The sequence below is a fragment of the Cohaesibacter haloalkalitolerans genome, from assembly GCF_003574655.1.
Lineage (GTDB): Bacteria > Pseudomonadota > Alphaproteobacteria > Rhizobiales > Cohaesibacteraceae > Cohaesibacter > Cohaesibacter haloalkalitolerans.
The window spans coordinates 40,038-65,426 of sequence record NZ_QNUM01000004.1; the positions used below are offsets into that span (position 1 = coordinate 40,038).

25 protein-coding genes and 1 riboswitch are annotated in these 25,389 nt (G+C 57.2%); of the genes, 10 read left to right on the forward strand and 15 right to left on the reverse strand.

Going from position 1 to position 25,389, the window contains the following annotated elements:
- Positions 1-92: 92 nt before the first annotated feature.
- Positions 93-197: riboswitch (TPP riboswitch) on the forward strand.
- Between the two features lie 141 nt (positions 198-338).
- The 3 genes from thiB (at position 339) to thiQ (ending at position 3,728) form a co-directional block, all read left to right on the forward strand.
- Complete coding sequence (gene thiB / locus DSL70_RS10785; protein WP_162916573.1) at positions 339-1,364, forward strand: thiamine ABC transporter substrate binding subunit; 1,026 nt, start codon at positions 339-341, stop codon at positions 1,362-1,364.
- Positions 1,365-1,426: 62 nt separating this feature from the next.
- The gene (locus DSL70_RS10790; protein ID WP_162916575.1) at positions 1,427-3,049 is read left to right on the forward strand and encodes a thiamine/thiamine pyrophosphate ABC transporter permease ThiP; all 1,623 of its coding nucleotides are present in this window, start codon (positions 1,427-1,429) and stop codon (positions 3,047-3,049) included.
- A complete protein-coding gene (gene thiQ / locus DSL70_RS10795) occupies positions 3,036-3,728 on the forward strand; it encodes a thiamine ABC transporter ATP-binding protein (RefSeq protein ID WP_119307951.1) in 693 nt (230 codons plus the stop codon). The genes DSL70_RS10790 and thiQ overlap by 14 nt, the downstream gene beginning before the upstream one ends.
- Positions 3,729-3,743: 15 nt before the next feature.
- Here thiQ and hmuQ read toward each other — a convergent pair whose 3' ends face one another.
- From hmuQ to cutA, 8 genes are all read right to left on the reverse strand, one after another.
- On the reverse strand, positions 3,744-4,067 hold the full coding sequence (gene hmuQ, locus DSL70_RS10800; protein WP_119307952.1) for a heme-degrading protein HmuQ: 324 nt from the start codon (positions 4,065-4,067) through the stop codon (positions 3,744-3,746).
- 165 nt (positions 4,068-4,232) lie between these two features.
- Positions 4,233-5,078, reverse strand: a complete 846-nt coding sequence (locus DSL70_RS10805) for an ABC transporter ATP-binding protein (protein ID WP_119307953.1) — start codon at positions 5,076-5,078, stop codon at positions 4,233-4,235.
- The gene (locus DSL70_RS10810) at positions 5,075-5,929 is read right to left on the reverse strand and encodes an ABC transporter ATP-binding protein (protein WP_119307954.1); all 855 of its coding nucleotides are present in this window, start codon (positions 5,927-5,929) and stop codon (positions 5,075-5,077) included. Before DSL70_RS10810 ends, DSL70_RS10805 begins: the two co-directional genes overlap by 4 nt.
- 13 nt (positions 5,930-5,942) lie before the next feature.
- Positions 5,943-6,845 carry an ABC transporter permease subunit gene (locus DSL70_RS10815; RefSeq protein WP_119307955.1) on the reverse strand — a complete coding sequence of 301 codons (903 nt, stop codon included), beginning with the start codon at positions 6,843-6,845 and terminating at the stop codon, positions 5,943-5,945.
- Positions 6,846-6,857: 12 nt separating this feature from the next.
- Positions 6,858-7,865, reverse strand: a complete 1,008-nt coding sequence (locus DSL70_RS10820) for an ABC transporter permease subunit (protein ID WP_119307956.1) — start codon at positions 7,863-7,865, stop codon at positions 6,858-6,860.
- A gap of 222 nt (positions 7,866-8,087) precedes the next feature.
- Complete coding sequence (locus tag DSL70_RS10825; protein WP_119307957.1) at positions 8,088-9,680, reverse strand: ABC transporter substrate-binding protein; 1,593 nt, start codon at positions 9,678-9,680, stop codon at positions 8,088-8,090.
- Positions 9,681-10,013: 333 nt separating this feature from the next.
- Positions 10,014-10,604 (reverse strand): NUDIX domain-containing protein, encoded by a 591-nt coding sequence (locus DSL70_RS10830; protein ID WP_119307958.1) that lies wholly within the window; start codon positions 10,602-10,604, stop codon positions 10,014-10,016.
- A gap of 70 nt (positions 10,605-10,674) precedes the next feature.
- Positions 10,675-11,037, reverse strand: coding sequence for a divalent-cation tolerance protein CutA (cutA, locus tag DSL70_RS10835; protein WP_162916577.1), 363 nt, complete (start codon positions 11,035-11,037; stop codon positions 10,675-10,677).
- 206 nt (positions 11,038-11,243) lie between these two features.
- Between cutA and DSL70_RS10840 the strand changes: the two genes are divergently transcribed.
- The 3 genes from DSL70_RS10840 (at position 11,244) to DSL70_RS10850 (ending at position 13,364) form a co-directional block, all read left to right on the forward strand.
- Complete coding sequence (locus DSL70_RS10840) at positions 11,244-12,017, forward strand: NAD kinase (RefSeq protein WP_119307960.1); 774 nt, start codon at positions 11,244-11,246, stop codon at positions 12,015-12,017.
- Between the two features lie 269 nt (positions 12,018-12,286).
- On the forward strand, positions 12,287-12,805 hold the full coding sequence (locus DSL70_RS10845) for a response regulator (RefSeq protein WP_119307961.1): 519 nt from the start codon (positions 12,287-12,289) through the stop codon (positions 12,803-12,805).
- A gap of 55 nt (positions 12,806-12,860) precedes the next feature.
- On the forward strand, positions 12,861-13,364 hold the full coding sequence (locus DSL70_RS10850) for an Hpt domain-containing protein (protein ID WP_119307962.1): 504 nt from the start codon (positions 12,861-12,863) through the stop codon (positions 13,362-13,364).
- A gap of 156 nt (positions 13,365-13,520) precedes the next feature.
- Here the strand turns inward: DSL70_RS10850 and DSL70_RS10855 are convergent, their stop codons facing one another.
- Both DSL70_RS10855 and DSL70_RS10860 read right to left on the reverse strand, forming a co-directional pair.
- Entirely contained in the window at positions 13,521-14,675 is a 1,155-nt protein-coding gene (locus DSL70_RS10855) for a DUF2336 domain-containing protein (RefSeq protein WP_162916579.1), read from the reverse strand.
- A gap of 186 nt (positions 14,676-14,861) precedes the next feature.
- Positions 14,862-16,166, reverse strand: coding sequence for a transglycosylase SLT domain-containing protein (locus tag DSL70_RS10860; protein ID WP_119307964.1), 1,305 nt, complete (start codon positions 16,164-16,166; stop codon positions 14,862-14,864).
- A 740-nt stretch (positions 16,167-16,906) separates the two neighbouring features.
- Here DSL70_RS10860 and DSL70_RS10865 point away from each other — a divergent pair.
- The gene (locus DSL70_RS10865; RefSeq protein ID WP_162916581.1) at positions 16,907-18,121 is read left to right on the forward strand and encodes a hypothetical protein; all 1,215 of its coding nucleotides are present in this window, start codon (positions 16,907-16,909) and stop codon (positions 18,119-18,121) included.
- A 48-nt stretch (positions 18,122-18,169) separates the two neighbouring features.
- Positions 18,170-18,679: a hypothetical protein gene (locus DSL70_RS10870; RefSeq protein ID WP_119307966.1), complete on the forward strand. Its 510-nt coding sequence runs from the start codon at positions 18,170-18,172 to the stop codon at positions 18,677-18,679.
- 200 nt (positions 18,680-18,879) lie between these two features.
- On the opposite strand, the gene thrS is transcribed toward DSL70_RS10870, so the two are convergent.
- From thrS to DSL70_RS10885, 3 genes are all read right to left on the reverse strand, one after another.
- A complete protein-coding gene (thrS, locus tag DSL70_RS10875) occupies positions 18,880-20,835 on the reverse strand; it encodes a threonine--tRNA ligase (RefSeq protein WP_119307967.1) in 1,956 nt (651 codons plus the stop codon).
- 117 nt (positions 20,836-20,952) lie between these two features.
- On the reverse strand, positions 20,953-21,261 hold the full coding sequence (gene yidD / locus DSL70_RS10880) for a membrane protein insertion efficiency factor YidD (RefSeq protein WP_119307968.1): 309 nt from the start codon (positions 21,259-21,261) through the stop codon (positions 20,953-20,955).
- Positions 21,258-21,689, reverse strand: a complete 432-nt coding sequence (locus DSL70_RS10885) for an iron-sulfur cluster assembly scaffold protein (RefSeq protein ID WP_119307969.1) — start codon at positions 21,687-21,689, stop codon at positions 21,258-21,260. The genes yidD and DSL70_RS10885 overlap by 4 nt, the downstream gene beginning before the upstream one ends.
- A gap of 251 nt (positions 21,690-21,940) precedes the next feature.
- Between DSL70_RS10885 and folE the strand changes: the two genes are divergently transcribed.
- Together folE and hisI are read left to right on the forward strand one after the other, a co-directional pair.
- Entirely contained in the window at positions 21,941-22,660 is a 720-nt protein-coding gene (folE, locus tag DSL70_RS10890; protein ID WP_245418183.1) for a GTP cyclohydrolase I FolE, read from the forward strand.
- Between the two features lie 62 nt (positions 22,661-22,722).
- Entirely contained in the window at positions 22,723-23,175 is a 453-nt protein-coding gene (hisI, locus tag DSL70_RS10895) for a phosphoribosyl-AMP cyclohydrolase (protein WP_119307970.1), read from the forward strand.
- A 156-nt stretch (positions 23,176-23,331) separates the two neighbouring features.
- Here hisI and DSL70_RS10900 read toward each other — a convergent pair whose 3' ends face one another.
- A complete protein-coding gene (locus tag DSL70_RS10900) occupies positions 23,332-23,760 on the reverse strand; it encodes a CBS domain-containing protein (protein WP_119307971.1) in 429 nt (142 codons plus the stop codon).
- A gap of 317 nt (positions 23,761-24,077) precedes the next feature.
- Positions 24,078-24,890 carry a rhomboid family intramembrane serine protease gene (locus tag DSL70_RS10905; RefSeq protein ID WP_119307972.1) on the reverse strand — a complete coding sequence of 271 codons (813 nt, stop codon included), beginning with the start codon at positions 24,888-24,890 and terminating at the stop codon, positions 24,078-24,080.
- Positions 24,891-25,389: the final 499 nt, after the last annotated feature.

Here is a 25,389-nt window from a genome sequence, read left to right on the forward strand (position 1 = left end):
ACGCCCGGGTCTCGGCACCACCCGATGCCAGGGACTGTTCAACGGATATCGACCAATTGTGATTGAATTCCAGGATTGTTGCCACTAGTATGACGCCCGTCCCGGGGTGCCTGTTACCAGGCTGAGATGCACGAGGTGCGAACCCGTCGAACCTGATCCGGATCACACCGGCGGAGGAAGCGACGAAGCTTGGGTCAAAACCAGCCTTCTTCCACTCTACCCAATCCGGTCAATAGCGAGAGCATGCCCGTCTGCCGTGGCTCGGCAGCGCCACGCTCTAACCATACCAGCATGGCGCCTGCATTTGCCAGCAGAGCGCGATCCTTTGGAGGAATGATATGAAAGCATTGACCCTTGCTCTTCTGGCCACAACCGGCATGGCCATCGTCGCCAGCCTCGCCTCAACACCGTCCGCTTTTGCTGCAGACAAACCTACCCTGACCGTCTATGCCTATGACTCCTTCAACACCGAATGGGGCCCCGGTCCGGCCATCAAGGAAGGCTTCGAGAAAACCTGCGACTGCGTGGTTGAATATGTCGCGCCGGGCGACGCCACCGAAACCTTCAACCGCCTGCGCCTTGAGGGCTCGTCGTCAAAGGCCGACGTGCTGCTCGGCCTTGACTCCAACCTTGTCGCCGATGCCGACAAGAGCGGCCTGTTCGAGCCCAACAGCATCGCAGTTGACGGTCTCAAATTGCCCGTTGTCTGGAACAGCAGCACCTATGTTCCCTTCGACTGGGGCTATTTTGCCTTTGTCTATGACAGCGACAAGGTAAAGACCGTTCCAACCAGTTTTGAAGAACTTGTCAATGCCCCTGACGACCTCAAGATCGTCATTGAAGACCCTCGCTCCTCAACCCCGGGTCTGGGCCTGCTTCTCTGGGTCAAGAACCTCTATGGCGAACGGGCTGACGAAATCTGGCAGAAACTAAGCCCGCGCATCGTGACTGTCACCAAGGGCTGGTCCGAGGCCTATGGCATGTTCCTTGAGGGGCAGGCCGACATGGTGCTGAGCTACACCACCTCCCCGGCCTACCACATCGAAGCCGAAAACAAGACCAACTACAAGGCCGCCCTGTTCAGCGAAGGCCACTACATGCAGGTGGAACTGGCCGCTGTCACCAAGTCCAGCCAGAACAAGGCACTGGCCAACCAGTTCCTGAGCTATCTCATCGGCCCGGAGGCGCAGAAGATTATCCCGACAACCAACTGGATGTATCCGGTGGCCCTGCCCGATGCCGACTGGCCCGCCTCCTTCAAGGATCTCGCGCGACCGGGCAAGGCACTGCTGTTCGACACCGGCAAAGTGTCCAATATCCGCAAGGTCGCCCTTGACGAGTGGCTCGGCGCCCTCAGCAAATAGTGACAGACAGCCTGCCCGTTCCGGGCGGGCAGAACCTATCGACAGGGACGAGGGATCATCCGGTGCTCAAACTGGCCAGACGACAGCTATTCGCCTTTGGCATTCCGGCCGCATTCGCCTTTCTGGCACCGCTCATCCTCGTCCTTGCCAGTCTGGCCGCACTCTGGTCGATGGCCGTCCCCGACACAGGGGGCGATGCTGCGGGCGGCGGCTTTCCGTTCGCTGTTCTTGATGACATCTATGTCCGCCGCGCCATCAGCTTCACGCTCATGCAGGCTGCCCTGTCGGCGATCCTATCGACGCTTCTGGCCCTGCCCCTTGCCCGGGCATTGGCCAGCCGGGACTTCTTCGGCAAGACCGCAATCCTGTCGCTGTTTGGCGCACCCTTCATCCTGCCGGTCATCGTCGCCATCCTTGGCCTGTTGGCGGTCTGGGGCAAGACCGGGCCAGTGCACGGGCTCGTCACCGGCCTCGGCTACGGCGACTTTTCCATCTATGGTCTTTCCGGCATTCTGCTGGCCCATGTGTTCTTCAATCTGCCGCTGGCTTGCCGCATCCTGTTGCAGGGCTGGCTGGCCATTCCCCCCGAACAATGGCGCCTTGCTACCCAGCTCGGCATGGGATCCGGGGCCATCGCCCGCCACATCGAATGGCCCATGCTGAAGGAAAGACTACCCGGCGTCTTTGCCATTGTCTTCCTTCTCTGCGCCACCAGCTTCACGGTCGTGCTCGCCCTTGGCGGAGGCCCCAAGGCAACGACCATCGAACTGGCGATTTATCAGGCCATCCGCTATGACTTCGACCTGCAACGGGCGGCCCTTCTGGCCTTCCTGCAAATCCTGCTCTGTGCCGGACTGGCCCTTGTTTCCCGGCTGATCGCTCGCGACCATGACACCGGCGACAGCCTCGGCGGCGCTGTGCCGCGCGGTGACCGGTCCTCCCGTCTGGCGCGCTCCTTCGACGGTGCGGTCATCACCCTCGCCCTCATCTTTCTGGCGCTGCCACTGCTCGCGGCCTTCATCCGCGGTATGCAAGGGCTCCTTGCCTATGATCTGGAAATCTCGGCCCTGCTGCCCGCGACGGCACGCTCGATCGCGGTCGCGCTCGGCTCCTGTGCTGTCATGGGGCTGATCAGCCTGCCGTTGGCCCAATTGTCCATCCACCTCAAGGGCAAGACCAAACGACTGGTGGAACTACCGGGCTTTGCCATCATGGTAGCCCCGCCGATTGCATTGGGTGCAGGCCTGTTCATCCTGCTCAATCAGCACATCCCCATCGACAGACTGGCCCTGCCTCTCACTGCCCTGCTCAACGGGCTGCAGGCGGTTCCCTTCGCGCTCATCCTGATCGGCCCGGCCATGGGGCAGATCAAGCGCGACCATGGCCGCCAAATTCAACAGTTGGGCATGTCCCGCAGCACCGCTATTCGCCTTGTCCACTGGCCGCTGATGCGCAAGCCGATTGGCCTCAGCCTCGGCATAACAGCTGCCCTCTCCATCGGCGATCTGGGCGTAATTGCGCTGTTCGGCTCGCCAACTGCTCCGACGCTTCCGCTCTATCTCTATCAGCAAATGGGAGCCTACCGCATGGATCAGGCCTATGGCTCAGGCCTCCTGTTGACGGCGGTTGCCTTCGCTTTCTTCCTGCTCTTCGACAAAGGACTGGCTGGCCGTGATCAGACTTGACCATCTCTTCATCGCACTCGATGACTGGCAAATGACCATCAGCCTGGAGGTTGCGGCGGGCAGCTTCTGCGCCCTCATCGGCCCGTCCGGCGCGGGCAAGAGCACCATCCTCAATGCCATTGCCGGTTTTCTGCCCCATGGCGGTGGCCAGCTGTTCATCGATGGCCGGGACATGGCCCCCCTCGCCCCGGCAGACCGCCCGGTGTCGATGCTGTTTCAGGAGCATAACCTGTTCAACCACATGACGGTGGAACAGAATGTCGGGCTGGGCGTCGACCCATCCCTGAAGCTTGGCAAGACGGAATGGCTACGGGTGGAAGAGGCTCTGGCGCAGGTGGGCCTCGACGGCATGGGCAAGCGTCTGCCACGGGCACTTTCGGGCGGCCAGCGCCAGCGGGCGAGCCTTGCCCGCGCCATCCTGCGCAAGCGGCCCGTATTGCTGCTGGACGAACCGTTCGCAGCCCTCGGCCCCGCCCTGCGCAAGGGCATGTTGCAGCTGGTGCGAGATCTGGCCGCTCAGAACGGCCAGACCATCATCATGGTCACCCATCACCCCGATGACGCAAGACTTGCCGCTGACCAGGTCGCGCTGGTACAGGACGGGACCATCGCACAGGTTGGTAAGGCGGACGCCTTTTTTGCCAACCCGTCCGATGCCTTGAAGGCCTATCTGGGCTAGAAAGCGCAACGGCCCTCAGGCAACGATTGTCAGATCGTCAATCACCTCGAAGCATTCGAGCACCGGGGGACCGGCATAGTCAACGGTCTGCTCGCTCTTGGGCCTGCCATGCGAGGAGCGGAACTGCGGCGACTTTGTCCAGTCCACGAAGACCTCCTTGTCGCGCCACAGGGCATGCGAGGCAAACAGCACATAGCCGTCCTTCTCCTCGCCCTTCAGCAGATCAAAGCGGACAAAACCGTCCCGCTCCAACAGCTTGCTTTCACGCGACCGCCAGATCTCCTCAAAGGCAGCCTCAGAGCCTACTTTGACGCGGAACCTGTTCATTACCAGATACATTCAGAACTCCCGTTGCTTTCAATCATACGGGAAAAACCATAGGCGCAAGCAAGGGGTAGCAGCAAGTTACAGTGCGTTCATTTAACATTACGGTTCCGCAATAGGGTACGAAAAAACCCGCCAGAAGGCTCCTGGCGGGTTAAAATTCCAAATATGAAAGCAGGATCAGGCAGTTGCCTTGCCTGCCAACACGCGTTCACGAATGGACTCGATGCTGGTCTTCGGCGTCGCAGCCAACAGCGTCCTTGTATATTCATGCCGCGGATTGGAGAAGATCTCGTCCCGCGTACCACTCTCCACGATCTCGCCAAAATACATCACCATCACCCGATCGGCGAAATATTTCACAACGCTGAGATCGTGCGAGATGAAGAGATAGGAAAGATTGAACTCTTCCTGCAAGTCTTTGAGCAAGTTGAGGATCTGGGCCTGAATGGACAGATCGAGCGCCGACACCGGTTCATCAAGCACCAGCATGCGCGGATTGAGCATCAGGGCGCGGCCAATGGCGATGCGCTGACGCTGACCACCCGAAAACATGTGCGGATAGCGGCCGAAATGCTCTTTCTTCAGCCCCACCTTGAGCAACATATCCATCGCCTTCTGGCGCCGTTCCTCGGACGACATCTCCGGATTGTTGATCTTGAGCGGCTCTTCCAGCACGGCCCCGACCTTCTGGCGTGGGTTGAGCGAGCCATAGGGGTTCTGGAACACGATCTGGATGCGGCGGCGCAATTCTGCCGACACCTTCTTCTTGGCGATATTCACCGGATTGCCCCTGATCAGCAACTCGCCAGAGGTCTGGGCGTCGATGAGCGTCAGGATGCGGGCAAGGGTTGACTTGCCACAGCCGGATTCGCCAACCAGCGCCAGGGTTTCACCGCGGAAGAGATCGAAATCGATGCCCTTCAGCGCATGCACCGTCTCGGGTTTGCCAAACAGGCCGCCCGGGGTCACATAATCCCGGGTGATCCCGCGTACGCTGAGAATTACTTCCTTGTTGTCACTCATAGCGCGGCACCGTCCTCTTTGCTGTAAGCTGATGCAAAATCGCTCACCGTCGGCAGGCGATCCCCTTCGGCGCGCTCCGGCAGGGCCGACAGCAGCGCTCTGGTGTAAGGATGCTTGGGAGCCTCGAACAGCTCAAGGACGCCCGCTTCTTCCATCTGCTCGCCGTTATACTGAACGACCACCCGGTCGGCAGTTTCCGCAACCACGCCCATGTCATGGGTGATCATGATGAGGCCCATCTGGCGCTCGGCCTGAATACGCATCAACAGGTCCAGAATCTGCTTCTGGATGGTCACATCCAGTGCCGTCGTCGGCTCGTCTGCGATCAGCAGCTTGGGCTGACAGGCAATGGCCATGGCGATCATCACGCGCTGGCACTGACCGCCCGACATCTGGTGCGGGAAGCTCGTCAGGCGTTTCTCTGGCATTGGAATGCCAACTGCCTGCAGCAGTTCGATGGTCCGCTGGCGGACCGCCTTGCCAGTAAGGCCAAGATGCGTCTTCAACACTTCGCCGATCTGGAAGCCGACCGTAAAACACGGATTGAGACTGGCGATCGGCTCCTGAAAGATCATCGAAATGTCCTTGCCGATCACCTTGCGCCGTTCTCTGGAGGACAGGATCTTGAGATCCCGCCCGTCAAAGGTCATCACGTCGGCGTTGACCGTGGCGGTCTTGGGCAACAGGCCCATGGTCGCCAGCATGGCAACCGACTTGCCCGAACCGGACTCGCCCACAATCGCCAGAACTTCGCCCTTCTCGACCGTATAGTCGACCCCCTTGAGAGCCCGGAAAGGCCCCATGGCGGTATCGAATTCAACGGTCAGATTTCTGATTTCCAACAGACTCATATTGCAAATCTCCCTATGACCGTTTCAGTTTCGGATCCAGCGCATCGCGCAGGCCGTCACCAATGAGGTTGATCGCCAGCACGGTGATCAGGATCGACACGCCGGGGAAGGTCACGACCCACCAGGCCCGGAGGATGAACTCGCGGGCCTCGGCCAGCATCGTGCCCCATTCCGGGGTCGGCGGCTGGGCGCCCATGCCAAGGAAGCCAAGCGCGGCAGCGTCGAGAATGGCGTTGGAAAAGGACAATGTCGCCTGAACGATCAGTGGCGCAGTACAGTTCGGCAGAATCGTCAGGAACATCAGCCGCAGCGGACCGGCTCCGGCAACCCGGGCAGCCACCACATATTCCCGTTCCCGCTCGGCCATCACCGCCGCGCGCGTCAGGCGCACAAAGTGGGGCTGCAGAACGATGGCAATGGAAATCATCGCATTGACCAGCCCCGGCCCGAGCACAGCCACCAGCACGAGCGCCAGCAGCAGGGACGGAAAGGCCAGAATGATGTCCATGATGCGCATGATCGTGGTGTCGACCTTGCCGCCATAATAGCCGGCAATCAGCCCCAGCACGATCCCTCCGGTCAGGGCGATGACCACAACGATCACGCCGACGAACAGCGACAGGCGCGAGCCCATGATCAGGCGGGACAGGATATCGCGACCCACGGCGTCGGTACCCAGAAGGAAGGAGCTGTTGCCCCCGTCAACCCAGGCCGGTGGCAGCAGAAAGGCTTCACGATACTGCATGTTGGCATCATGTGGTGCGATGTATGGCGCAAAGAATGCGATCAGCACCAGTGTCAGAAACACGAACAGCCCGATCACCGCCCCGCGGTTGACGCTGAAGTAGAACCAGAATTCCTTCAGAACCGCCTTTGTGGACTGGCGGGAGACAGTTTCGATTGTGTTATCAGTCATTTCCCTCTCCCTTTATCTGTGCCGAATGCGTGGGTTGATCAAGCCATAAAGCAGATCGACAACCAGGTTGACGACCATAACCAGCATGGCAATCATCAGAAGCCCACCTTGCACGACCTGATAGTCGCGGCGGGAAATACTGTCGACCATCCACTTGCCGATCCCCGGCCAGGAGAAGATGGTCTCGGTGAGAATGGCCCCTGCCATCAGCACACCGACCTGCAGGCCGATGGTCGTCACCACCGGAATGAGCGCGTTGCGCAAGGCATGCATCCCGACGATCCGCAGCTTGGACAGCCCCTTGGCCTGAGCCGTTCGCACATAATCCTCGCCAAGCACTTCCAGCATGGCAGACCGGGTCTGACGGGCAATCACGGCCATCGGAATGGTCGCCAGCACGATGGACGGCAGGATAAGGTGGGAGATGGTGGAACCGAAGGCTCCGCTCTGATCAGACAACAGTGAGTCGATCAGCATGAAACCGGTCACCGGTTCAAAGAAATACATCACCGAAATCCGGCCCGAAACCGGCGTCCACTGCAACCATCCTGAAAAGACGATAATGGCCAGCAGGGCCCACCAGAAGATTGGCATGGAATAGCCGATGAGCGCACCGGTCATGACCGAATGGTCAAAGAACGACCCGCGCTTGACGGCGGCGATCACGCCAGCCGGGATGCCGACAAGAACGGCGATGATGATGGCAACGAAAGACAATTCAAGTGTCGCCGGAAACAGGGAGAAGAACTCGTCCCAGACCGGCCGACGGGTCACCATCGACATGCCGAATTCACCATGGAACAGACCCATGAGATAATTCAGATATTGGATGATCACCGGCTTGTCGAAACCGAAGGAATGCTGCAGTTCTGCATAGCGCTCGGCGGAAATCCCGCGTTCGCCAGCAAGCAGCAGAATTGGGTCACCCGGCAAAAGCCGAATGAAGAAAAACGCAACAAGCGTCACGCCGATAAAGGTCGGAATAAGCATCCCAACTCGGCGCATGATAAAACCAAACATAGATATTGCCAGCCCGGTTGAGAGAAGGTCTTTCGCCCTTCCCTGTCTGTGTAGCAGCCCTCTTGCACATCTCTTTTTCTGTATTCGCACGAACAAAGTGCCGCGCTTTTCTGTCGAGAGGCAAGTCTTCAGGCCATCTTTTAGCGGAACAATCCCGAATATTCCATAGGCCTGATACAAAAAGAGTGAAGGCGGGAAATCCCGCCTCCACCTGATACCGGATTATTTGTCGATATCCACACCGTAGAAGATGTGGCCGCCAAACGGATCAATCTTGTAGTTCTGGACCTTGCTGCTGATCGGCATGAAGACAACCGAGTGGGCAATGGTAGCCCAAGGTGCTTCGCGCTTGAAGACAACCTGGGCTTCTTCATAGAGCTTGGTGCGTTCGGCAACATCGGTGGTCTGCTTTGCCTTGACCAGCAGATCGTCGAATTCCTTGTTGCACCATCTTGCACGGTTGGAACCGGATTTCACGGCATCACAGCCAAGCAACACATACAGGAAGTTGTCCGGATCGCCGTTATCGCCGGTCCAGCCCATCAAGAGCGTTTCGTGTTCGCCCGTACCGGACCGTTTCAGATATTCGCCCCATTCGTAGGAAACGATTTCAGCATCCACACCAACTGCCTTCCAGTCAGCCTGAATCATTTCGGCCATACGACGGGCATTCGGGTTGTAAGGACGCTGAACCGGCATGGCCCAGATGTTGGTTTTCATGTCGGTGACGCCAGCTTCGGCAAGCAGCTTCTTGGCAGCTTCCGGATCATAGGCATCGTCAACGACCTTGTCGTTATAGGACCACATGGTCGGCGGGATCGGGTTCTTGGCAACCTGACCGGCGCCCTGGAAGACTGCGTCCAGAATGGCATTCTTGTTGATTGCCATATTCAGAGCTTTACGAACGCGAACGTCCTTGAACTTGTCGTTCTCGTTGTTGTAAGCGAGGTAACCAACGTTCAGACCAGCCTGTTCCATCATGTTGATGTTCGGATCGGCCTTCATGGATTCGATGTCGGCCGGGTTCGGATAAGGCATGACGTCGCATTCGCCAGCTTTCAGCTTCTGATAACGGACAGAGGCATCAGGCGTGATGGCAAAGATCAGATCGTCGATAGCAGCCTTGCCACCCCAGTAGTCGGCAAAAGCCTTGAAGCGGATGACGGCATCTTTCTGGTAGGCGACGAGCTGGAAAGGACCAGTGCCGACCGGGTTCTGGTCGAACATGTCGAGATTGCCGGTCTTTTCAACCTGAGCAGCATATTCGGCAGAAGCGATGGAAGCGAAGTCCATGGCCATGTTGGCGATGAAGGGAGCTTCAACCTGGCTCAGAACAAACTTGACGGTATAATCATCAACCTTGACGATATCCTTGATCAGGCTGTCCATGGACATGCCGCCGAAATATTCGTAGGTGCCGCCGGAAACCTTGTTGAACGGATGGTTCGGATCTTTCTGACGCATGAAGGAGAAGATCACGTCATCGGCGTTGAAATCGCGGCTCGGAGTAAAATCTTTGGTCGTGTGGAATTTCACGCCCTTGCGCAGATGGAAGGTATATTCCAGACCATCTTCGGAAACATCCCAGCTTTCTGCCAGTCCAGGAACAACATTCGTGCTGCCACGTTCAAACTCGACGAGTTTGTTAAAAATGGTGTGCGAAGACGCGTCAAAGGTCGTGCCTGACGTGTAAAGCGCCGGAGTAAAGCCTTCCGGGCTACCTTCAGAGCAGTAGACCAGTGTCTTCGCCTGAGCTGTCGTAGACAACACGGCAGCAAGAGCGGTAGCAGCCAAAGCCTTGGTAAGCAGCTTCATTGTTTGAATCCCTCTCATAATTTTTTCATTAAAAGGTGCTGGCAAAAAGAAGTGTGTCTCGCCTAACGACGGACACATCTCATCTAGCCTGACGTCTGCAGTGCCTGTCAGGAGCCCCCCTGTGGCTGCAGCAAACAGCACACGCAAAAGTCGAATACAAACTGAAGAGAAAAGCAATCACTTATTGAAAATTATTCACCTCATTTGGAACAAAATAATCAAATTGATGTGAAATGCAGAAATAAATTTTCCAAAGCAAGCGCTGAGCTTTATAGTTTTGATTATTGGCGACCTGGATCATTGTAACTTTTGCCAAGACACTTGATCGTCTATTCAAGCTTCAGGCCTGGCATTGATCCTTGATAGCAAAAACTGCGAAAGCATAAGAAGCCGCGGGCAGCGAATGGCTCCCTGTCCCAGCCAAGTCTTCAGATCATCGACGGATACTTCAACGACTTCAATATCTTCGTCTTCATCCTGCTGACGATCCTCCGGATGCTGCTGACCAGACTGATAGCTTGCCAGAAACAGATTGGCCTTTTCCACCATCCGGGCGGGGTTGATGAAAACCTGCGCCACCTGTTCCAGTGTGCCAAGCGTCACCCCAAGCTCCTCGGCCGCCTCCCGCCGACAGGCTTCCTCGACCGATCCGTCAGATGCCTCGATCCCGCCCGCGCAGGCCTCCAGGATCATGCCCTTGTCGCGCAGAAAGATCGCCGTCCGCATCTGCCTGACCAACAGAACCGTCCGCGTCCCGGCATCATAGGGAAGGACGGCAATCGAATCCCGATCCGACCAGACCGGCTCGGAAATGACATGCTCGCGCCCATCCCCATGCACCGTACGCACCGTTGTCTGATCAATGGTCCCCTTGTCGAGGGTCAAAATGGTTTCCCGCGAAAGCAGTTCGTGTCGATCAAGCATGCAATTCTCCAATTCAATCGTTCCTGACAATAAATAATGACAAAGGTCATGCACCCGCTGGCGCAATCTTTCAAGGCAAAGGCTCCCTCCGGGTGTCATCATCACCCGTTGACGTCGTCTCTGTCCGCACCCAGTTCAGGAAGCCGGGCAGCCCGTCAGACACCGGCAAGGCGACCAGTGCAGGCTCCTCATAGGGATGCAGCGACTGATAAAGCCGCGCCACCTCATCCCAGACGCCATGTCGGCTCTTGGCTATCAGGACAACCTCGCTGCATTCCTCCAGTTGACCCTGCCATTGAAAGAGCGCAGTCATCCCCGGCAGGATGTTGACGCAGGCGACCAGTTTCGCCTCAAGCAGGGAACGGCCAATGGCGCGCGCCGTTTCCCCATCGGGACAAGTCCCATACAGCAACAGGATTTCATCATTTTTCATGTTTGCCATCCTCCTCTCGTCATTGGAAATCATCTACATTCGTGCTACTCCACTAAAGCATAATGCGTCCAGTACTACGGGAAGTGGACAAAGACTATAGAAATCGACGGTCCTGACCGATGCTCCGGCTGAGGAAGCAGGAAAGCAATTTTGATCCCGCAACTGTCGGGAAGCCGCGCAGGCGGCGAACACAACGGACAGAGCAAATGTCACGCCCCTTTCAGAAAATAGCCTTCATTTCCAGCGGAACCGAAGAGTCGCTGGAGGCGAAAGAACGGCTGACCCACATTTACGGCTCCGTCCCTTCCGAGCAGGCCGACGTCATTGTTGCCCTCGGCGGCGACGGCCTGATGTTGCAGACCCTGCACGGCAACATGAACAGCCAGATCCCGATCTATGGCATGAATTGCGGCTCGATCGGCTTTCTGATGAACGAATATTCCGAAGATGGCCTGCTTGATCGGCTCGACAATTCCGAGATTTCCGAGATCCGCCCGCTCATCATGCGTGCCCTTACCGCGGATGGCTCCGTGCATGAAGGCATGGCCATCAACGAAATATCCGTGTTCCGGCAAACCGCACAGGCAGCCAAGATGGAAATCCGCATCGACGGCAAGGTCCGCATGGAAGAGTTGATCTGCGATGGCGCTCTGGTGGCAACCCCGGTTGGCAGCACCGCCTATAACCTGTCTGTGCACGGGCCTATCCTGCCCATCGATTCGCCTCTTCTGGCGCTGACCCCCATCAGCCCGTTCCGTCCTCGCCACTGGCGCGGCGCCCTTTTGCCCAACACCGCAAAGGTCAAGCTGATCGTCAAGGAACCAAAGAAGCGCCCGCTGAGTGCAGTGGCCGACCATGCGGAAATCCGTTCGGTGCTGGAAGTCGAGATCACCGAGAGCCGCGAGAAATCCTGCAAGATCATGTTCGACCCGGAACATGGCTGGGCCGAGCGCATCCTCACCGAACAGTTCCGCTACTGACCCCAAACTGGCCGTGCCCCATTCGCCGCAATCAGTTATTGGCACAGGTTGAGCCCCTGCTCTGTGCCCCTGCTCTGTGCCCCTCCCCCGCCCCGGCTGCGCATAGCGGTAACATGGCAAAGCTCTGTTTGATGTCCATTCAGCCCTGAAACAGCCGCTTTTTGGAGGAAATCCTTCATTAACTGTCTATCGTTATAGTAAATTCGATTTTCCCCGGCTTTGACCAAGCGCGTGTAAAATCAGAGAATCGACAGACAGGGCCTAACAAGATGATTAAGGTTGACCTCTCACAATTGCGTTTTCTGATTGTGGAAGACAACGCCCATATGCGACGTGTCGTGCGCACGCTCATCAACAGCTTCGGGGCTAGAGAAGTAACCGAGGCGGAGGATGGCGCTGCCGGTCTTGAGCTGTTTCAGACCAATTCGCCAGATATCGTGATCACCGACTGGTTCATGCCCATCTTCTCCGGCATAGAACTGACACGCATGATGCGCCATCCCGAAACATCTGCCAATCCGACCGTTCCGATAATCATGTTGACAGGACATTCGGAAAAAAGAAAAGTGATGGAAGCACGCGATGCCGGCGTGACGGAATTCCTCTGCAAGCCGATTTCCGCCAATGCCCTGTATGCCCGTGTCGCAAACTGTGTTGTCAACCCGCGTTATTTTGTGAAAGCGGGAGGGTTTTTCGGACCTGATCGCAGGCGTTTTTCGAACCCTTCCTACAAGGGAGCCGAACGCCGCTCATCCGAAGCTTCTTCTGCCCAAAAAATGGCGGGTTGAGCATTTATACCCCTTTGCATTCCGACAAGAGACCTGAACCCGAAGGACAAATCCTATGGCCGACTATGAGATCATCAAGCCCAAAGTCGACTTGAGAAAGAAGATCAAGATTCTGCCGAACAGCAGCGGCTTTGATCCGGTTGCCAAGGCTGAACAGGCCATGGAACGCCTGTCCCTCAATTTTGGCAACTGGATGCGCGACGAAATCGCCAAGCTCCAGTATTCCTGGGAACAGGCCGAAAAGGCTGGTCTGTCGGAAGAGAATATGGACAAGCTCTTTCGCTCCTGCCACGACATCAGGGGGCAGGCCTACACCATGGGCTTCCCGCTTGCAGGTCTGATTGCCGGTTCCATGTGCGACCTGATCGAGAACATCCCGAGCCCGGACAAGTTGCCCGTCGAGCTGCTGCGCAAGCATGTGCAGGCCATTACTGCCGTGGTCAAGGAAGATGCACGCGAAGAGGACAACGCGATCGGCAAACAGCTGGCCGAGGAACTGAGCGTGCTGGCCGCAGACTATATTGCCCAACACACCGACCCATCGGAAAACGAAGGCTGACCATCCCACAGGATTGGCCAGCCCCTGCTTGATGCCAGCATCTTTTGTCAGCTCAGAAGATGCTCGCCCTGCCCGCGTTCAACTGCAGGGACAAACCCGCCCCATCTCATCCAGCATCGATTTTTACATTGAAAGACACCTGTGTCCGACGATCACTCAGGCCGCGGAAATCTGCTTGTAGCGAGCCGTCAGCGCCCGCGCCTCATCGCGCGCTATCTGGGTTGCAAAGCGCCGCAGCAGGGCCAGAAGGTCATCCAGCTCATCCTCGGCATAGTCGTTATAATCGCTGAGAATGCGCTCGACCATCGCCCGCCCGAAGCGGCTCGCCGTCACATTGCTATCCATGCTGCCCTGTAGTTCACGGTAGGAGTCCAGCGCCGACAGAATGACCGGAGCAACCCGCTCGGAAATTCCGGCCTTCTTGCACAGTGTCAACACCAGCGCCTCCGACGGATCGGCGACGCATGCCCGTATCCGTTTTTCGCTGAGGTCGGTCAGACTGACCAGAGCCTTGACGAACATCTCGACATTACCCATGCACAGAGCCCGAATCAGCAGATCGGCCGTCAGCTGACCTGAAAGCCGCAGATGCTCCACCAGAGCCTCCAATTCGTCGCCATGGGCACAACAGGACGCCAGATCGATGGTTGCCTTGTCACAGGCATCCTTGACCAGAGACGTGCGCCGTTCGGAACTGACGAAGGACTGCACCAGATTCAATTGCTGCAGGGCATCGCCGAGCTGCACGATCAGCATCTGACGAATGTCGATCGGAAGGCCATCAAGCGACAGCAGCATGTTGCGCACGGCAGGCCTCTGGCCAAACCGTTCGGCAAGACGACGCAGACTGAAGACAGCAATCTGAGCGCCCGGATTTTCCAGCATCACACAGCAGGCATCAGCTTCGGCAACTTCGGACATGGCAGCGCACAGCGCCGGGCTGACCGAAGGGCGCGACGCGACGGCACACTGGATGGCAAGGCCACGATCGGCCACCAGATCCACCAGCTCTGAATCGAGCAGAACCGGCGAACAGGCAATGACCGGCATGGCCACGCTGTCGATATCCTGCACCAGTGATAAAACAACCTGACGGGGAGCATAGGGAGACTGCCGGAGAGCCTGCGCCAATGCTTCCCTTACCACGGGAGCCGGATCGTCAAGGAGAATGGTCAGAGCCGTTTCAGCCGCCGCCTTTTCGTCTTTATCAAGCGGTGAATAGAGGTAGGCCCGCGCAAGAGCGCTCGTCGCTTCGGCGCGACGGTCAACAGGCGCGGTCTCTATCCAAGAGAGAAACTTCGCTACGATCATTACAACTCGTCCCCGCTCCATCAGGCCACTTCTAGAGCGGTCCTTTCAGAGCCAAAACATGCACTACAAAAACGGGAGCAACAGCCCCCATACGCTTGCAGTCATTCTGGACCAGCAACTGTTAACGATCAGTTCACCATAAATGGAAAAGTGGTTGGGGGCCATCGACGGAGCACGCCGGAGTGATCAGCTCTTGTCGCGCGAGGTAAAAACGTCACCGTTGAGAAAGGCACTCAGATCCATTGCTCCTGCGCGTTTGATCGCAGAGGCCGTCGGACGCTCGGAACGGGTCAGATCCAGCGGCACACTGGTGGGTGCGGCAGAAGTCGTGGAGGCCAGGGACCCAGATTGCAGCCTGTCTTGAGACCTGCTCTGAGGCTTATCCTGCGGCATGGCACCGTTGAGGCTGTTGACATAGACATCCGCCGTTGTCGGCTTGCGCCGCGGCAACGGCATATCAGACGCAGAGGCATCACTTGCAGAAACAGCGGCAACCTCATCTGTGCCCTGATTGACATAGCGGCTGGCCAGCACGCCGCCATCCGATTCATTGACAGCACGCTCCCCGTCATCCCCTGTCACATAACGCGATGCGCGCGCCACCGCAGACACGGAACTCTCCGGCATGTAGCTCAGGCCATAGCGGGAGGGCAGCGCTCGCTGCAATGGCTGCGAGAAGAAGGATTCAAGGGATTCCTGACTGTCGCTGACCACAGGCGCGCTCGCCTCGGTCTGCTGCAACTGCACCACATGGTGCGTCTGCATGGCCGGCGTTTCAGGGCTGCGGGTCAGCTGCGCCTGCCTGGTTGATTCCTTGGCGCTGAACAGATTGCCCAGCCCAAGCATATCCAACAGCCCCTTCTTCTTCGTCGAAGCAGGTTCAGACGATGCCGTGGAAACCAGATTGTCATACACCTCGGACACGCTTCTGGCGTTGCCCTGGCGGTCATAGAAGATGTTGCGATTGGCCTCAGCCTGAGCAGGAAACACCGCTGCAGCTGTCGTGTCCGGCGCCTTCTCGGCAAGTGTGATGAGCTTGCCACTGCCTTGTGCGCCGAGGAAATGCGCCGCATACAATTCACCCTGCGACGGCGTCCGGTTGAGTTGTTCGCTCAGTTGCTCACGGTTGCTCTGGGCATAGGCACCAGCCATCAGGGCGGCGACCTTGGGGTCGTTGCGCATATCCAGAATCTGCTGCCGCATTTCCGGATCCCGAACATAATATCTGTCACCGGATTGAGAGATCTGGGAAGCCACATTGCCCAGGCCAAGTTCGGGCCCGGACTGTTTCATGGTCTCAAGCCACGTCTGCTCGACAAACTGGAACAGGCCAGACGCAGAAGACGTGGGCGCCTTGGCCGAGGCGTTGAAGTTGCTCTCGCGCTTGGCCGTATTCAGAAGAAACTCGAAGTCAGTACCAGTCGTCCGGCTCGCCTCTTCAAAGGCGGCCTGAAATCTGATCGAATTGTTGAACGAAACAGAGCTGGCCAAGGGGTTCTCCAAGAAAGCGTTTAACGTGCCCAAAGTGCACTTGGGTGCGATCCCATCGAACGCACCGGATTTGTACAGACTCACACCGTTAAAACTTGTTTAACCATTGTTTTCTGAAATGGTTAACAGACTGTTAATATATAAATCGAGAAGTAAACACGAGGCGAGAATGCCCACGCTTATCGGATGACCTGGCTCTCGTGGACCGTACAGAAAGCTACGACCACCACGCGCATTCCCCCTGGCGATCGTCCATCCCAAGGGTCCTCCAATTGCCTGACCAGCTCACCCACCATCAAATCAAGATTTTAAATTATCCTTTTATTTCAACATAATAAGAAGGAAACCTGAATCAATTTACAAGCAACATGAATCATTATCGCAAGTCATTGAATCACTTTCTCAAGAAGATGAATCAGTTTCTCAGCAAAGCCGACCAAATCCCCCGCAAGGATTCCCTGCGCCCCATCGTCACCAACACTGTCTATTGCCCGACAAATCCCCGAATGCATTCAGACATTGATCCGCAGTGCCACTGATTCCCTTTGGTGCAGCTCGCAAAGTGACAGGGCAGCCCCCCGGAGCCGGATGCGTCTTTTTATCAGCCCGCGCCCTCAAATAACCACGGTTTTTGGATTTGCTATCGGGCAATCAAATGCTACACAAAGCGAAGGCTGAGCTTGAGACTCACCTCACATCCGATGATATTGGCGCTACGCAAGGACAGATCTGTGGACTCCATGAAACAAACCGGTCAAACGCTTCCGCACAGGCTCTTGCAGGCCCTTCGCGTCTCCCTGTTTGTCGCCTTTGGCGCGCTCTGTCTGAACGGCGCCATGGCTCAGGGAACACAGGCCCCTCTCAATCTTGGGACCATCATCGAGAAGAGCAACAACGAGCGTCCGGTCTACCTCAAGCTGCCAGAGACCGTCCCGGTACCAGCCTCAAACCCGATCAAGAGCGAAGCGGCGGAAGCCGGGCAAGCAACCCCACAGCCCGGCACAGAGGCCGCAGCAGCAGCCCCTCAGGAAACCACTGCACCGACCGATGCGCTGGAGCCGACAAGCCCCAGCAGCGTCGAGGTTGACGCCGAGGCCGAAACCCCACTGACAGCTGGCGCCGCAGAGACTGCAGAAGCCCTTGCCGCCAGACAGGAGCCGGAAAAGCCAAAGATAGAACCCGGCGGCATCGCCCGCCTTGAGTTGACGGCCCTGCTCTCTGACGATGAGCAGATCCTTCAGCGAGGCATCAACTGGCGTATCTTCAGCGACGAAAAGGATGCCGAAGGCCACCTGCCGATGCTGAACAATGTCGAGGGCGGCCCGCTGGAGGTCGACCTTCAGCCGGGCAGCTACATTGTCTACGCAGGCTATGGCTATGCCAACCTGACCAAGCGCGTCATCCTGCCCAAGGCAGGCGACTATCGCGAGAGCTTCAACCTCCACGCCGGAGCCATGCGCCTCAACGCCGTGGCCGCAGGCGACATTCCGCTCGACAGCAACATCCTGAAATTCGACATCTACACCGGTGAAGATGCCGACACCGGTGCGCACACGCTGCTGATCAAGAATGTCAAACCCGACCATGTCGTCAAGCTCAGTCAGGGCGTCTACCATGTGGTCTCGAACTACGGATCAGCCAATGCCAAGGTCCGCGGCGATGTCGAGATCACCGAAGGCAAGCTGATCAACGTGACGATGATCCACAATGCCGCCAAGGTAACCCTGCGCCTTGTCTCGGAACCGGGGGGCGAAGCTCTGGCCAACACCATCTGGACCGTGTTCACCCCCGGCGGTGATGTGGTCAAACGCGCCATCGGCGCCTTCCCGACGCTGGCGCTGGCCGCCGGTGATTACACAGCCATCGCCAAGCAGGGCAACGAGGTCTATAATCGCGATTTCTCGGTCAGCCCCGGCCTCAATCGCGATATCGAGGTTCTGGCCACCGCCCAGTAGGATTGCCCTCTTATATACGCCAGCCCTGCAACAAAGGACTGCCCTACCATGAGCGCACCGACAGAAGACGACAGCAAGCCAATCATTGCCGCCCTGCCCGAGCAGGAAACCCGATGGGAGACCATCCGCCATCGTCTCCGTGCACTTCTTCGGTCAGAGCCACCCTACGATCCGACCACACCGCCCGGCCCGCCACCGGGTGAGCCAGCAGGAGAGGAAAGCTTTCTGACCAGCCTGTCGTTTGACGCACAGTTTGACGGTCTGGATGTCACCTGCCGCTTCCAGTATCACTATGACCCGGCCTGCTGCCTCACCGTGCTGATCTACACAGAGGAAGGCTACAGTCTCTATTCGTTTGAGACACGCGCCTACAGCTTCCGGCACGCCCTCGCCCATGTCGCCCAATCCAACCGGCACATGCGCATCGCCATCCCCGTGGCAGGCCTGCACCCGCGAGCCAAATGGCTCACGAAGGAAAGAGCCTGCGACACGGTCTCCCTGCCCGGCATGCCGGACATTCACCCGCTGACCCTTGTTACCGACCAGCAAAGGCCATGAATCACTTTCTCACCCAACAAGAGAAAGCCCCTGAAATGATTCAAGGAATCCACACAGCTTAAAGTGATGGAACACGCCCGTTTCCTGAATCACTTTGTGAAGAGACCCTCCAGCCGCATGTCTCCCGACAGGCTGCAGGCAACAAAAAAGGCGGCACCGTCATCCGGCACCGCCTCTTTCAATCCTGCTCCAGAAGCCGCCTATTCGGCAGCCTCGATCTTGTCGGCTTCCATGGCACGACGCAGGTCCGGAGCAATGGCCTCATCAACCAGCGAAGCGATCGCATCGACAAGCGACATGGAGACCTGATTGTTGGATCCGAGACGACGGATGGAAACCCCGTTCTCCTCGGCTTCCTTCTTGCCAACAACAAGCAGCGCCGGAACCTTGGCCAGCGAATGCTCGCGGACCTTGTAGTTGATCTTCTCGTTCCTCAGGTCGGTCTCGACATTGAGGCCAGCCTTGGTCAGCTGCGCAGCCACGTCACGGGCATAGTCGTCCGCTTCCGACGTGATGGTCGCGACGACCACCTGCAGCGGCGCAAGCCACAGCGGGAAGTGACCGGCATAATGCTCGATCAGAATGCCGGTGAAGCGTTCCAGCGAACCGAACAGGGCGCGGTGGATCATCACCGGATGCACCTTGTTGCCATCAGTATCGATGAAGAAGGCACCAAGGCGACCCGGCAGGTTGAGGTCCACCTGAACCGTACCGCACTGCCAGTCACGACCAATGGCGTCACGCAGCACATATTCGAGTTTCGGGCCGTAGAAGGCACCCTCACCCGGGTTCAGCGTCCATTCCTGACCGGCAGCATCAATGGCCGTCTTCAGAGCGTTTTCAGCTGCATCCCAGACCGCATCCGAACCAACGCGCTTTTCAGGGCGGTCAGAGAATTTGACGCGGATGTCGGTGAAGCCGAAGTCATGATAGATCGACATGATCTGCTGATGCAGGTCGACACAGACCTCGGTGATCTGGTCTTCGCCACAGAAGATATGGGCATCATCCTGCGTGAACGACCGCACACGCATCATGCCGTGCAGAGCACCCGACGGCTCATAGCGATGAACCTTGCCGAACTCGGCCAGCTTCAATGGCAGGTCGCGGTAGGACTTGAGACCGTTCTTGAAGATCTGGACATGGCCCGGGCAGTTCATCGGCTTGCAGCAGAAGATCCGCTCGTCCGGGGTCTGGGTGGTGAACATGTTCTCACCGAATTTCTCCCAGTGACCGGACTGTTCCCACAGGGTGCGTTCCATCATGTCAGGGCTGTTGACTTCCTTGTAGCCCCAGCTCCTCTGACGACGGCGCATGTAGGTGATCAGGTTCTGGAACAGGGTCCAGCCCTTGTCATGCCAGAACACGGACCCCGGAGCCTCTTCCTGGAAATGGAACAGGTCCATTTCACGGCCGAGCTTGCGGTGATCGCGTTTTTCCGCTTCTTCCAGACGGGTCAGATGATCTTTCAGATCCTGCTCCGATGCCCATGCGGTGCCATAGATGCGGCTCAGCATGGCATTGTTGGAATCACCGCGCCAATAGGCACCGGCAACCTTCATCAGCTTGAAGGCCTTGCCGATCTGGCCGGTCGAAGCCATGTGCGGGCCACGACACAGATCAAGCCAGTTGCCCTGACGATAGATCTTGACGTCTTCCCCTTCAGGGATCGCGTCGACCAGTTCTACCTTGTAGCTTTCCCCCTTGTCGGAGAAATGCTTCTTGGCAACATCCCGGCTCCACACTTCCTTGGTGAAGGGTGCGTTGCGATCGATGATCTCAGCCATCTTCTTTTCGATCAGGGCAAGATCTTCGGTCGTGAAGGGTTCATTGCGTGCAAAGTCGTAATAGAATCCATTGTCGATGACCGGCCCGATGGTGACCTGGGTGCCGGGGAACAATTCCTGCACGGCTTCAGCCATCACATGGGCAGCATCGTGGCGGATCAATTCCAGCGCAGCTTCATCGGTGCGCGTCACGATTTCGATTTTGGCATCGCTGGAGATCGGATCGGCCAGATCGGCCAATTCGCCATTCAGCTTCACAGCCACGGCTTTTTTTGCCAGAGATTTGGAAATGCCCTGCGCGACGTCGACGCCACGAACGCCATCGTCAAATGCACGAACAGATCCATCAGGGAAAGTCAGATTGACCATTGTAGTCTCCTGCTCAACTCCTGCCTACAACGCAGGTAAGCTGTCGGGTTCAGAAACCCTTAGGTTTGTCTTAGGTACGAAATGTAAAACTGGTCCGTCGAGGCCGGCGAGAATACATCATTTACGTTTATCCAGACGTGTCTCCGGATCGATGTGATCGCCGCCCCAAAGGCCATAGGTCCATGGTTTATACCAGCGCGCGCCTTGAGGCAACTGTCGAGGCACAGGATCAAAGCCGCTATGCCCGAATGGATGACAGCGCAGGATGCGTGCAAGCCCCATCCAGCCCCCGGCCCAGAAGCCGAACCGGCCGATGGCCTCCTCCGTATAGCGCGAACAGGTCGGCTGATAGCGACAGGCCCGCCCGATGAAGGGAGACAGGAAAATCTGGTAGAGCTTGATGAGCCCGATGGCGAGATATTTCATGCTTCCGGTTCGATCTGCTCGAACGCATCGACGATGGCATCAAACACCAGTAGCGTGGAGGCATGACGCGCCGGATAGTTTCTGACCGGCTCGAGATACTGCAGGTCTTGCCATTTTCCGGCAGGAGGAGCCCCCTCCTCCTTGAGCATGGCCCGCATGGTTTCGCGCAGCTGCCGCAACTCGGCAAGGTCCGAACCGATGATCTGGCGCCCGACGACAGAGGACGCAGCCTGCCCCAAGGCACAGGCATTGACCGTCTGGCCATAGTCACTGACCTTGCCATCCGTCACCACCAGATCGACCTCAATGGTCGAACCGCACAGTTTGCTGTGTGCTCTGGCCGACGCCTGCGGCTGCTCCAGCCGTTGAAGGCGAGCGATATTTCCTGCGAATTCCAAAATCTTCTGATTATAAATATCGTCCAGCATGGAAATTCTCTCTTGTGCCCTGACTTGCGATCCAATACTCGCATTTACCCCTATAATGCCTATATAGGAAGAAAAACAAGGAATGCAGGTTCGATTCCTTGGAAATCGTTGACAGGGAAGGTTATAGTGTAACATAACCCACCTAATATGATTTCCTGCTGACAAATTGGAAAAAAAGTGCATGATGGCGCCACCGAAGGATCAGGTTCGATCGCAATCATGCTCCGTTATGAAAGGCGCACAGGTCTGTCATGGATATGATTGTCGACCCCAGCAATTCCGCTGGCGAAAAGGCTGAAGAGGGGCAGGATACCGCCTTGAAAAACAACAACAACAACCAAACACAGCTGCAAGCAGTGGCCACATCCGGCGATCAGGCAGACGATTGGGCGCTGGTCAAGCGACCATCCCGCCATGAAGCCGAAGAGGCCGTGCGCACGCTGATCAAATGGATCGGCGACGACCCGGATCGTGAAGGCCTGCTCGATACGCCAAAGCGTGTCGTCAAAGCCTACGAAGAGCTTTACCGCGGCTATCGCGAAGATCCGACCGCCCCCCTCGCCCGCACCTTCGAAGAGGTGAATGGCTATGAGGACATGGTGCTGCTGCGTGATGTCGAATTCTTCTCAGCCTGCGAACACCACATGGTTCCCTTCGTTGGCAAGGCCCATATTGCCTACTATCCGTCCAACGGCGTGGTCGGCCTGTCAAAGCTCGCACGCGTGGTCGACACCTTTGCCCGCCGCCTGCAGACTCAGGAAAGCTTCACGGCGCAGGTCATTGATACCATCGAGGCCACCCTTGCCCCTCGCGGCATTGCACTTCTGGTGGAAGCCGAACATATGTGCATGACTATGCGCGGGGTCCGCAAGCGCGGCGCCAATACCGTGACCATGCGCTTTACCGGCGTATTCCAGGAAGATTTCGAGAAGCAGAACCGCTTCCTCAATCTGGTGGGTGAGAGCCGCTGATTGCGGCACCCCATTCAGCATTGCCCTCCCCGAGAACCCATTCAGCACATGAGGCCCCGGCCATGCCCGTCATCTTTTCGGATCAACAGGGAAAAAGCCATGACGAGATCGAACTGGGGCAGGACTTCCTGCCCAAATTCGATGACAAGGGCCTCATTGCCTGCATCGTGACCGACGCCGATAGCGGCGATGTGGTGATGTTCGCCTATATGAACGCCGAAAGCCTCGGCCTCACATTGCAGACCCGCGAGGCCCATTATTGGAGCCGCTCGCGCAAGGAGCTGTGGCACAAGGGGGCAACAAGCGGCAACATTCAGGATGTCATCGAACTGAGAACCGACTGCGATCAGGATGCAATCTGGATCAAGGTGCGCACCCGCGGCGCCACAGCCAACTGCCATCAGGGTTACAAATCATGCTTCTATCGCGCAGCCACACTTGAAGGCGACAAGGCCACGCTGTCCTTCAGGGAAGACAAGCCGCTGTTTGACCCCAAGGAAGTCTATAAGAAATAGCCGGGCGGGACAGCCCCCTGTGCTTGCCGAACAGTCGCAAAAGCCACAAAACGAAACGGGCGGCAGAACCGCCCGTCTGTAACGGAACACGCAGCAAAACCCGCCCGCTGCGTGATACGACGAAAGAGCAGATCAACACTGCCCTTGCCCGAAGTCCTAGCCAGCCGCGATATAGGCACGCATGTCTTCGGCCTCGCGTTCGGTTTCCTCGATACGGAACTTCACCACGTCACCAATCGACACCAGCCCGGCAATCTTCCTGCCCTTGACAACCGGCATGTGACGGAAACGGCCCGTAGTCATGCGCGACATGACCGACACGATGGTTTCATCCTCGGTGCAGGTCATCACATCCTTGGTCATGAACTCGCTGGCAGGCCGAAGCAAAGCCGAACCGCCGTGATTGCTGAGAGCACGCACGATATCGCGCTCCGAGAGAATGCCGCACAGTTTCTCGCCCTCGGCAACAAGAATGGCACCCACGCCCTTGTCACGCAGCATCTTGACCACCTCGACCAGTGTGGTGGCGGGATCGGTCTTGAATACGTCTCGTCCCTTTTGATTGAGTATGGTGGCAATCGTCATTAAACGGGTCTCCCTCTTGACAGGTTGGCTCAAAGCACGCTTTGCGCCTCATGTGCCGCTGGGCTCAGAGCAAGTGCGTGTCTTTGAACCTTAAAGTGTGCGACATGTTGAACCGCCTGACAAGCGCAACAGGCCCCAAACTTAAGCATAACTACGGGGTAGCTCCGTCTTACTCTTCACGCACGCCCGCCTCTTTAAACCCGTGTGTCACGACAAAAAGACAAAGAAAAAGAGGCAGTTTCCTTGATGGACCATCCGCCTCTTTGCCAATATGTCTATGTGCCTGCCGCGGAGCACCATCGTGCCCAGTTCAGCCTCTACTTGATCACTTTAAGGTGATCTGGCCGCTTCTTGGGAGGATCCTCCCTTGGCGGCTTCGGTTTGCGTGGCGGCCGGGAATAGGGATCGAGATAGGGGAAAACCAGCAACCCGGCGATGAAGCCACCCAGATGCGCTTCCCAAGCGATGGATGCCCCACCGCCAAAAATCGAAAAGACACCGAACACCAGGTTCAACACCAGCCAGATACCGATAAAGCCCATGGCCTGAGAATTGCGCCGCAGTGCAGAGAGGCTCTGGCAGGGATAACGGTTGAGCCCCTGCAAGCCGGAAAAGCCCATTCCGCTGCTGAAGGCAAAGCGCGCCGAGGCGGCCATGGCACCGGATAGAACCGCCGATACGCCGACCAAAGGGGACTGGCTGCCAAAATGGATGAGCAGATGCACCAGAGCCCCCGCCGCAGCCGTGATGATAAAGAACAAGGCGAAGTTGAACGTGCCAATGCGCCGGACAATCACCGTCGCAAAGATCATCATCCAGACGACATTCATCAGCACATGCACCCACCCCCCATGCAGGAAGGCATAGGTGACAAATGTCCAGATGTCGCCCAGCACGCCGCCGGGGAAGGAAAAGACCTGAGCGACTGCACCATAACGGGCTGGCAGGAAGGCAAAGGTCAGCAGCAGGGTTTCCCTTTGATCAAGCGAAAGGAAATAGGATTGCGCGGCCTGAATGGCAATCATGATGCCCGCCAGAACCAGAACCGGGGTCGGCAAATTGAACATCGGCTCTCTTGGAGGCTTCATGCCCGGGGGCATGTGCCATGAACCACGCGGTTGCAAAGCCATGGGGGATCCTTCTCTGTTCTTTGATCTTCAGTCCCTAGAAATAAGGCATAGGGCTATCCTGACAAGCCATAAGGCGGCAATAAGGCAATCTGCTGGCATATATTAAAACAAAGAACGTTAACAGCAGCGCAAAAATGGCAACGCGACAAGCAAAAGGGCAAAAGGCAAAAAAAAGCCATCCGAGGATCTGTTGATCATCAGGATGGCCGGCGTTCCCGAACTCGGGAAGTCTTTGAAGAGCCGCGGCACCAGACTAAAGGAGTCCGATCTGGCGCCAGTGGATCTGTTAAGACCTTTTTTACACTATTCCGCGTTTGCCCACAACGACAACCCGTCGTTAACCTTAACAACACCGTTGGAAAGACCCGCCCCAGATTTGCCCCTTTCAACCTTAACGTTTGGCACGCCCCCTGCTTCGTATCAGTCGTGAGATACAAAAGACCCCCGTTCTGCCCCATGATGAAACAGATTGGATGCAGAACTGCCCCAGATAGAGACT

What these genes read in the sequence shown, in the direction of transcription:
- DSL70_RS10885 (WP_119307969.1), bottom strand. Translation starts at nt 21,689, where the DNA reads ATGCTGGACGATATTTATAATCAGAAGATTTTGGAATTCGCAGGAAAT.
- DSL70_RS10830 (WP_119307958.1), bottom strand. Translation starts at nt 10,604, where the DNA reads ATGCTTGATCGACACGAACTGCTTTCGCGGGAAACCATTTTGACCCTC.
- DSL70_RS10900 (WP_119307971.1), bottom strand. Translation starts at nt 23,760, where the DNA reads ATGACGATTGCCACCATACTCAATCAAAAGGGACGAGACGTATTCAAG.
- hisI (WP_119307970.1), top strand. Translation starts at nt 22,723, where the DNA reads ATGCCCGTCATCTTTTCGGATCAACAGGGAAAAAGCCATGACGAGATC.
- thrS (WP_119307967.1), bottom strand. Translation starts at nt 20,835, where the DNA reads ATGGTCAATCTGACTTTCCCTGATGGATCTGTTCGTGCATTTGACGAT.
- hmuQ (WP_119307952.1), bottom strand. Translation starts at nt 4,067, where the DNA reads ATGTATCTGGTAATGAACAGGTTCCGCGTCAAAGTAGGCTCTGAGGCT.
- DSL70_RS10805 (WP_119307953.1), bottom strand. Translation starts at nt 5,078, where the DNA reads ATGAGTGACAACAAGGAAGTAATTCTCAGCGTACGCGGGATCACCCGG.
- DSL70_RS10820 (WP_119307956.1), bottom strand. Translation starts at nt 7,865, where the DNA reads ATGTTTGGTTTTATCATGCGCCGAGTTGGGATGCTTATTCCGACCTTT.
- DSL70_RS10810 (WP_119307954.1), bottom strand. Translation starts at nt 5,929, where the DNA reads ATGAGTCTGTTGGAAATCAGAAATCTGACCGTTGAATTCGATACCGCC.
- DSL70_RS10905 (WP_119307972.1), bottom strand. Translation starts at nt 24,890, where the DNA reads ATGGCTTTGCAACCGCGTGGTTCATGGCACATGCCCCCGGGCATGAAG.
- DSL70_RS10855 (WP_162916579.1), bottom strand. Translation starts at nt 14,675, where the DNA reads ATGATCGTAGCGAAGTTTCTCTCTTGGATAGAGACCGCGCCTGTTGAC.
- DSL70_RS10850 (WP_119307962.1), top strand. Translation starts at nt 12,861, where the DNA reads ATGGCCGACTATGAGATCATCAAGCCCAAAGTCGACTTGAGAAAGAAG.
- DSL70_RS10825 (WP_119307957.1), bottom strand. Translation starts at nt 9,680, where the DNA reads ATGAAGCTGCTTACCAAGGCTTTGGCTGCTACCGCTCTTGCTGCCGTG.
- thiB (WP_162916573.1), top strand. Translation starts at nt 339, where the DNA reads ATGAAAGCATTGACCCTTGCTCTTCTGGCCACAACCGGCATGGCCATC.
- DSL70_RS10845 (WP_119307961.1), top strand. Translation starts at nt 12,287, where the DNA reads ATGATTAAGGTTGACCTCTCACAATTGCGTTTTCTGATTGTGGAAGAC.
- DSL70_RS10870 (WP_119307966.1), top strand. Translation starts at nt 18,170, where the DNA reads ATGAGCGCACCGACAGAAGACGACAGCAAGCCAATCATTGCCGCCCTG.
- DSL70_RS10840 (WP_119307960.1), top strand. Translation starts at nt 11,244, where the DNA reads ATGTCACGCCCCTTTCAGAAAATAGCCTTCATTTCCAGCGGAACCGAA.
- yidD (WP_119307968.1), bottom strand. Translation starts at nt 21,261, where the DNA reads ATGAAATATCTCGCCATCGGGCTCATCAAGCTCTACCAGATTTTCCTG.
- DSL70_RS10865 (WP_162916581.1), top strand. Translation starts at nt 16,907, where the DNA reads ATGAAACAAACCGGTCAAACGCTTCCGCACAGGCTCTTGCAGGCCCTT.
- cutA (WP_162916577.1), bottom strand. Translation starts at nt 11,037, where the DNA reads ATGAAAAATGATGAAATCCTGTTGCTGTATGGGACTTGTCCCGATGGG.
- DSL70_RS10815 (WP_119307955.1), bottom strand. Translation starts at nt 6,845, where the DNA reads ATGACTGATAACACAATCGAAACTGTCTCCCGCCAGTCCACAAAGGCG.
- folE (WP_245418183.1), top strand. Translation starts at nt 21,941, where the DNA reads ATGGATATGATTGTCGACCCCAGCAATTCCGCTGGCGAAAAGGCTGAA.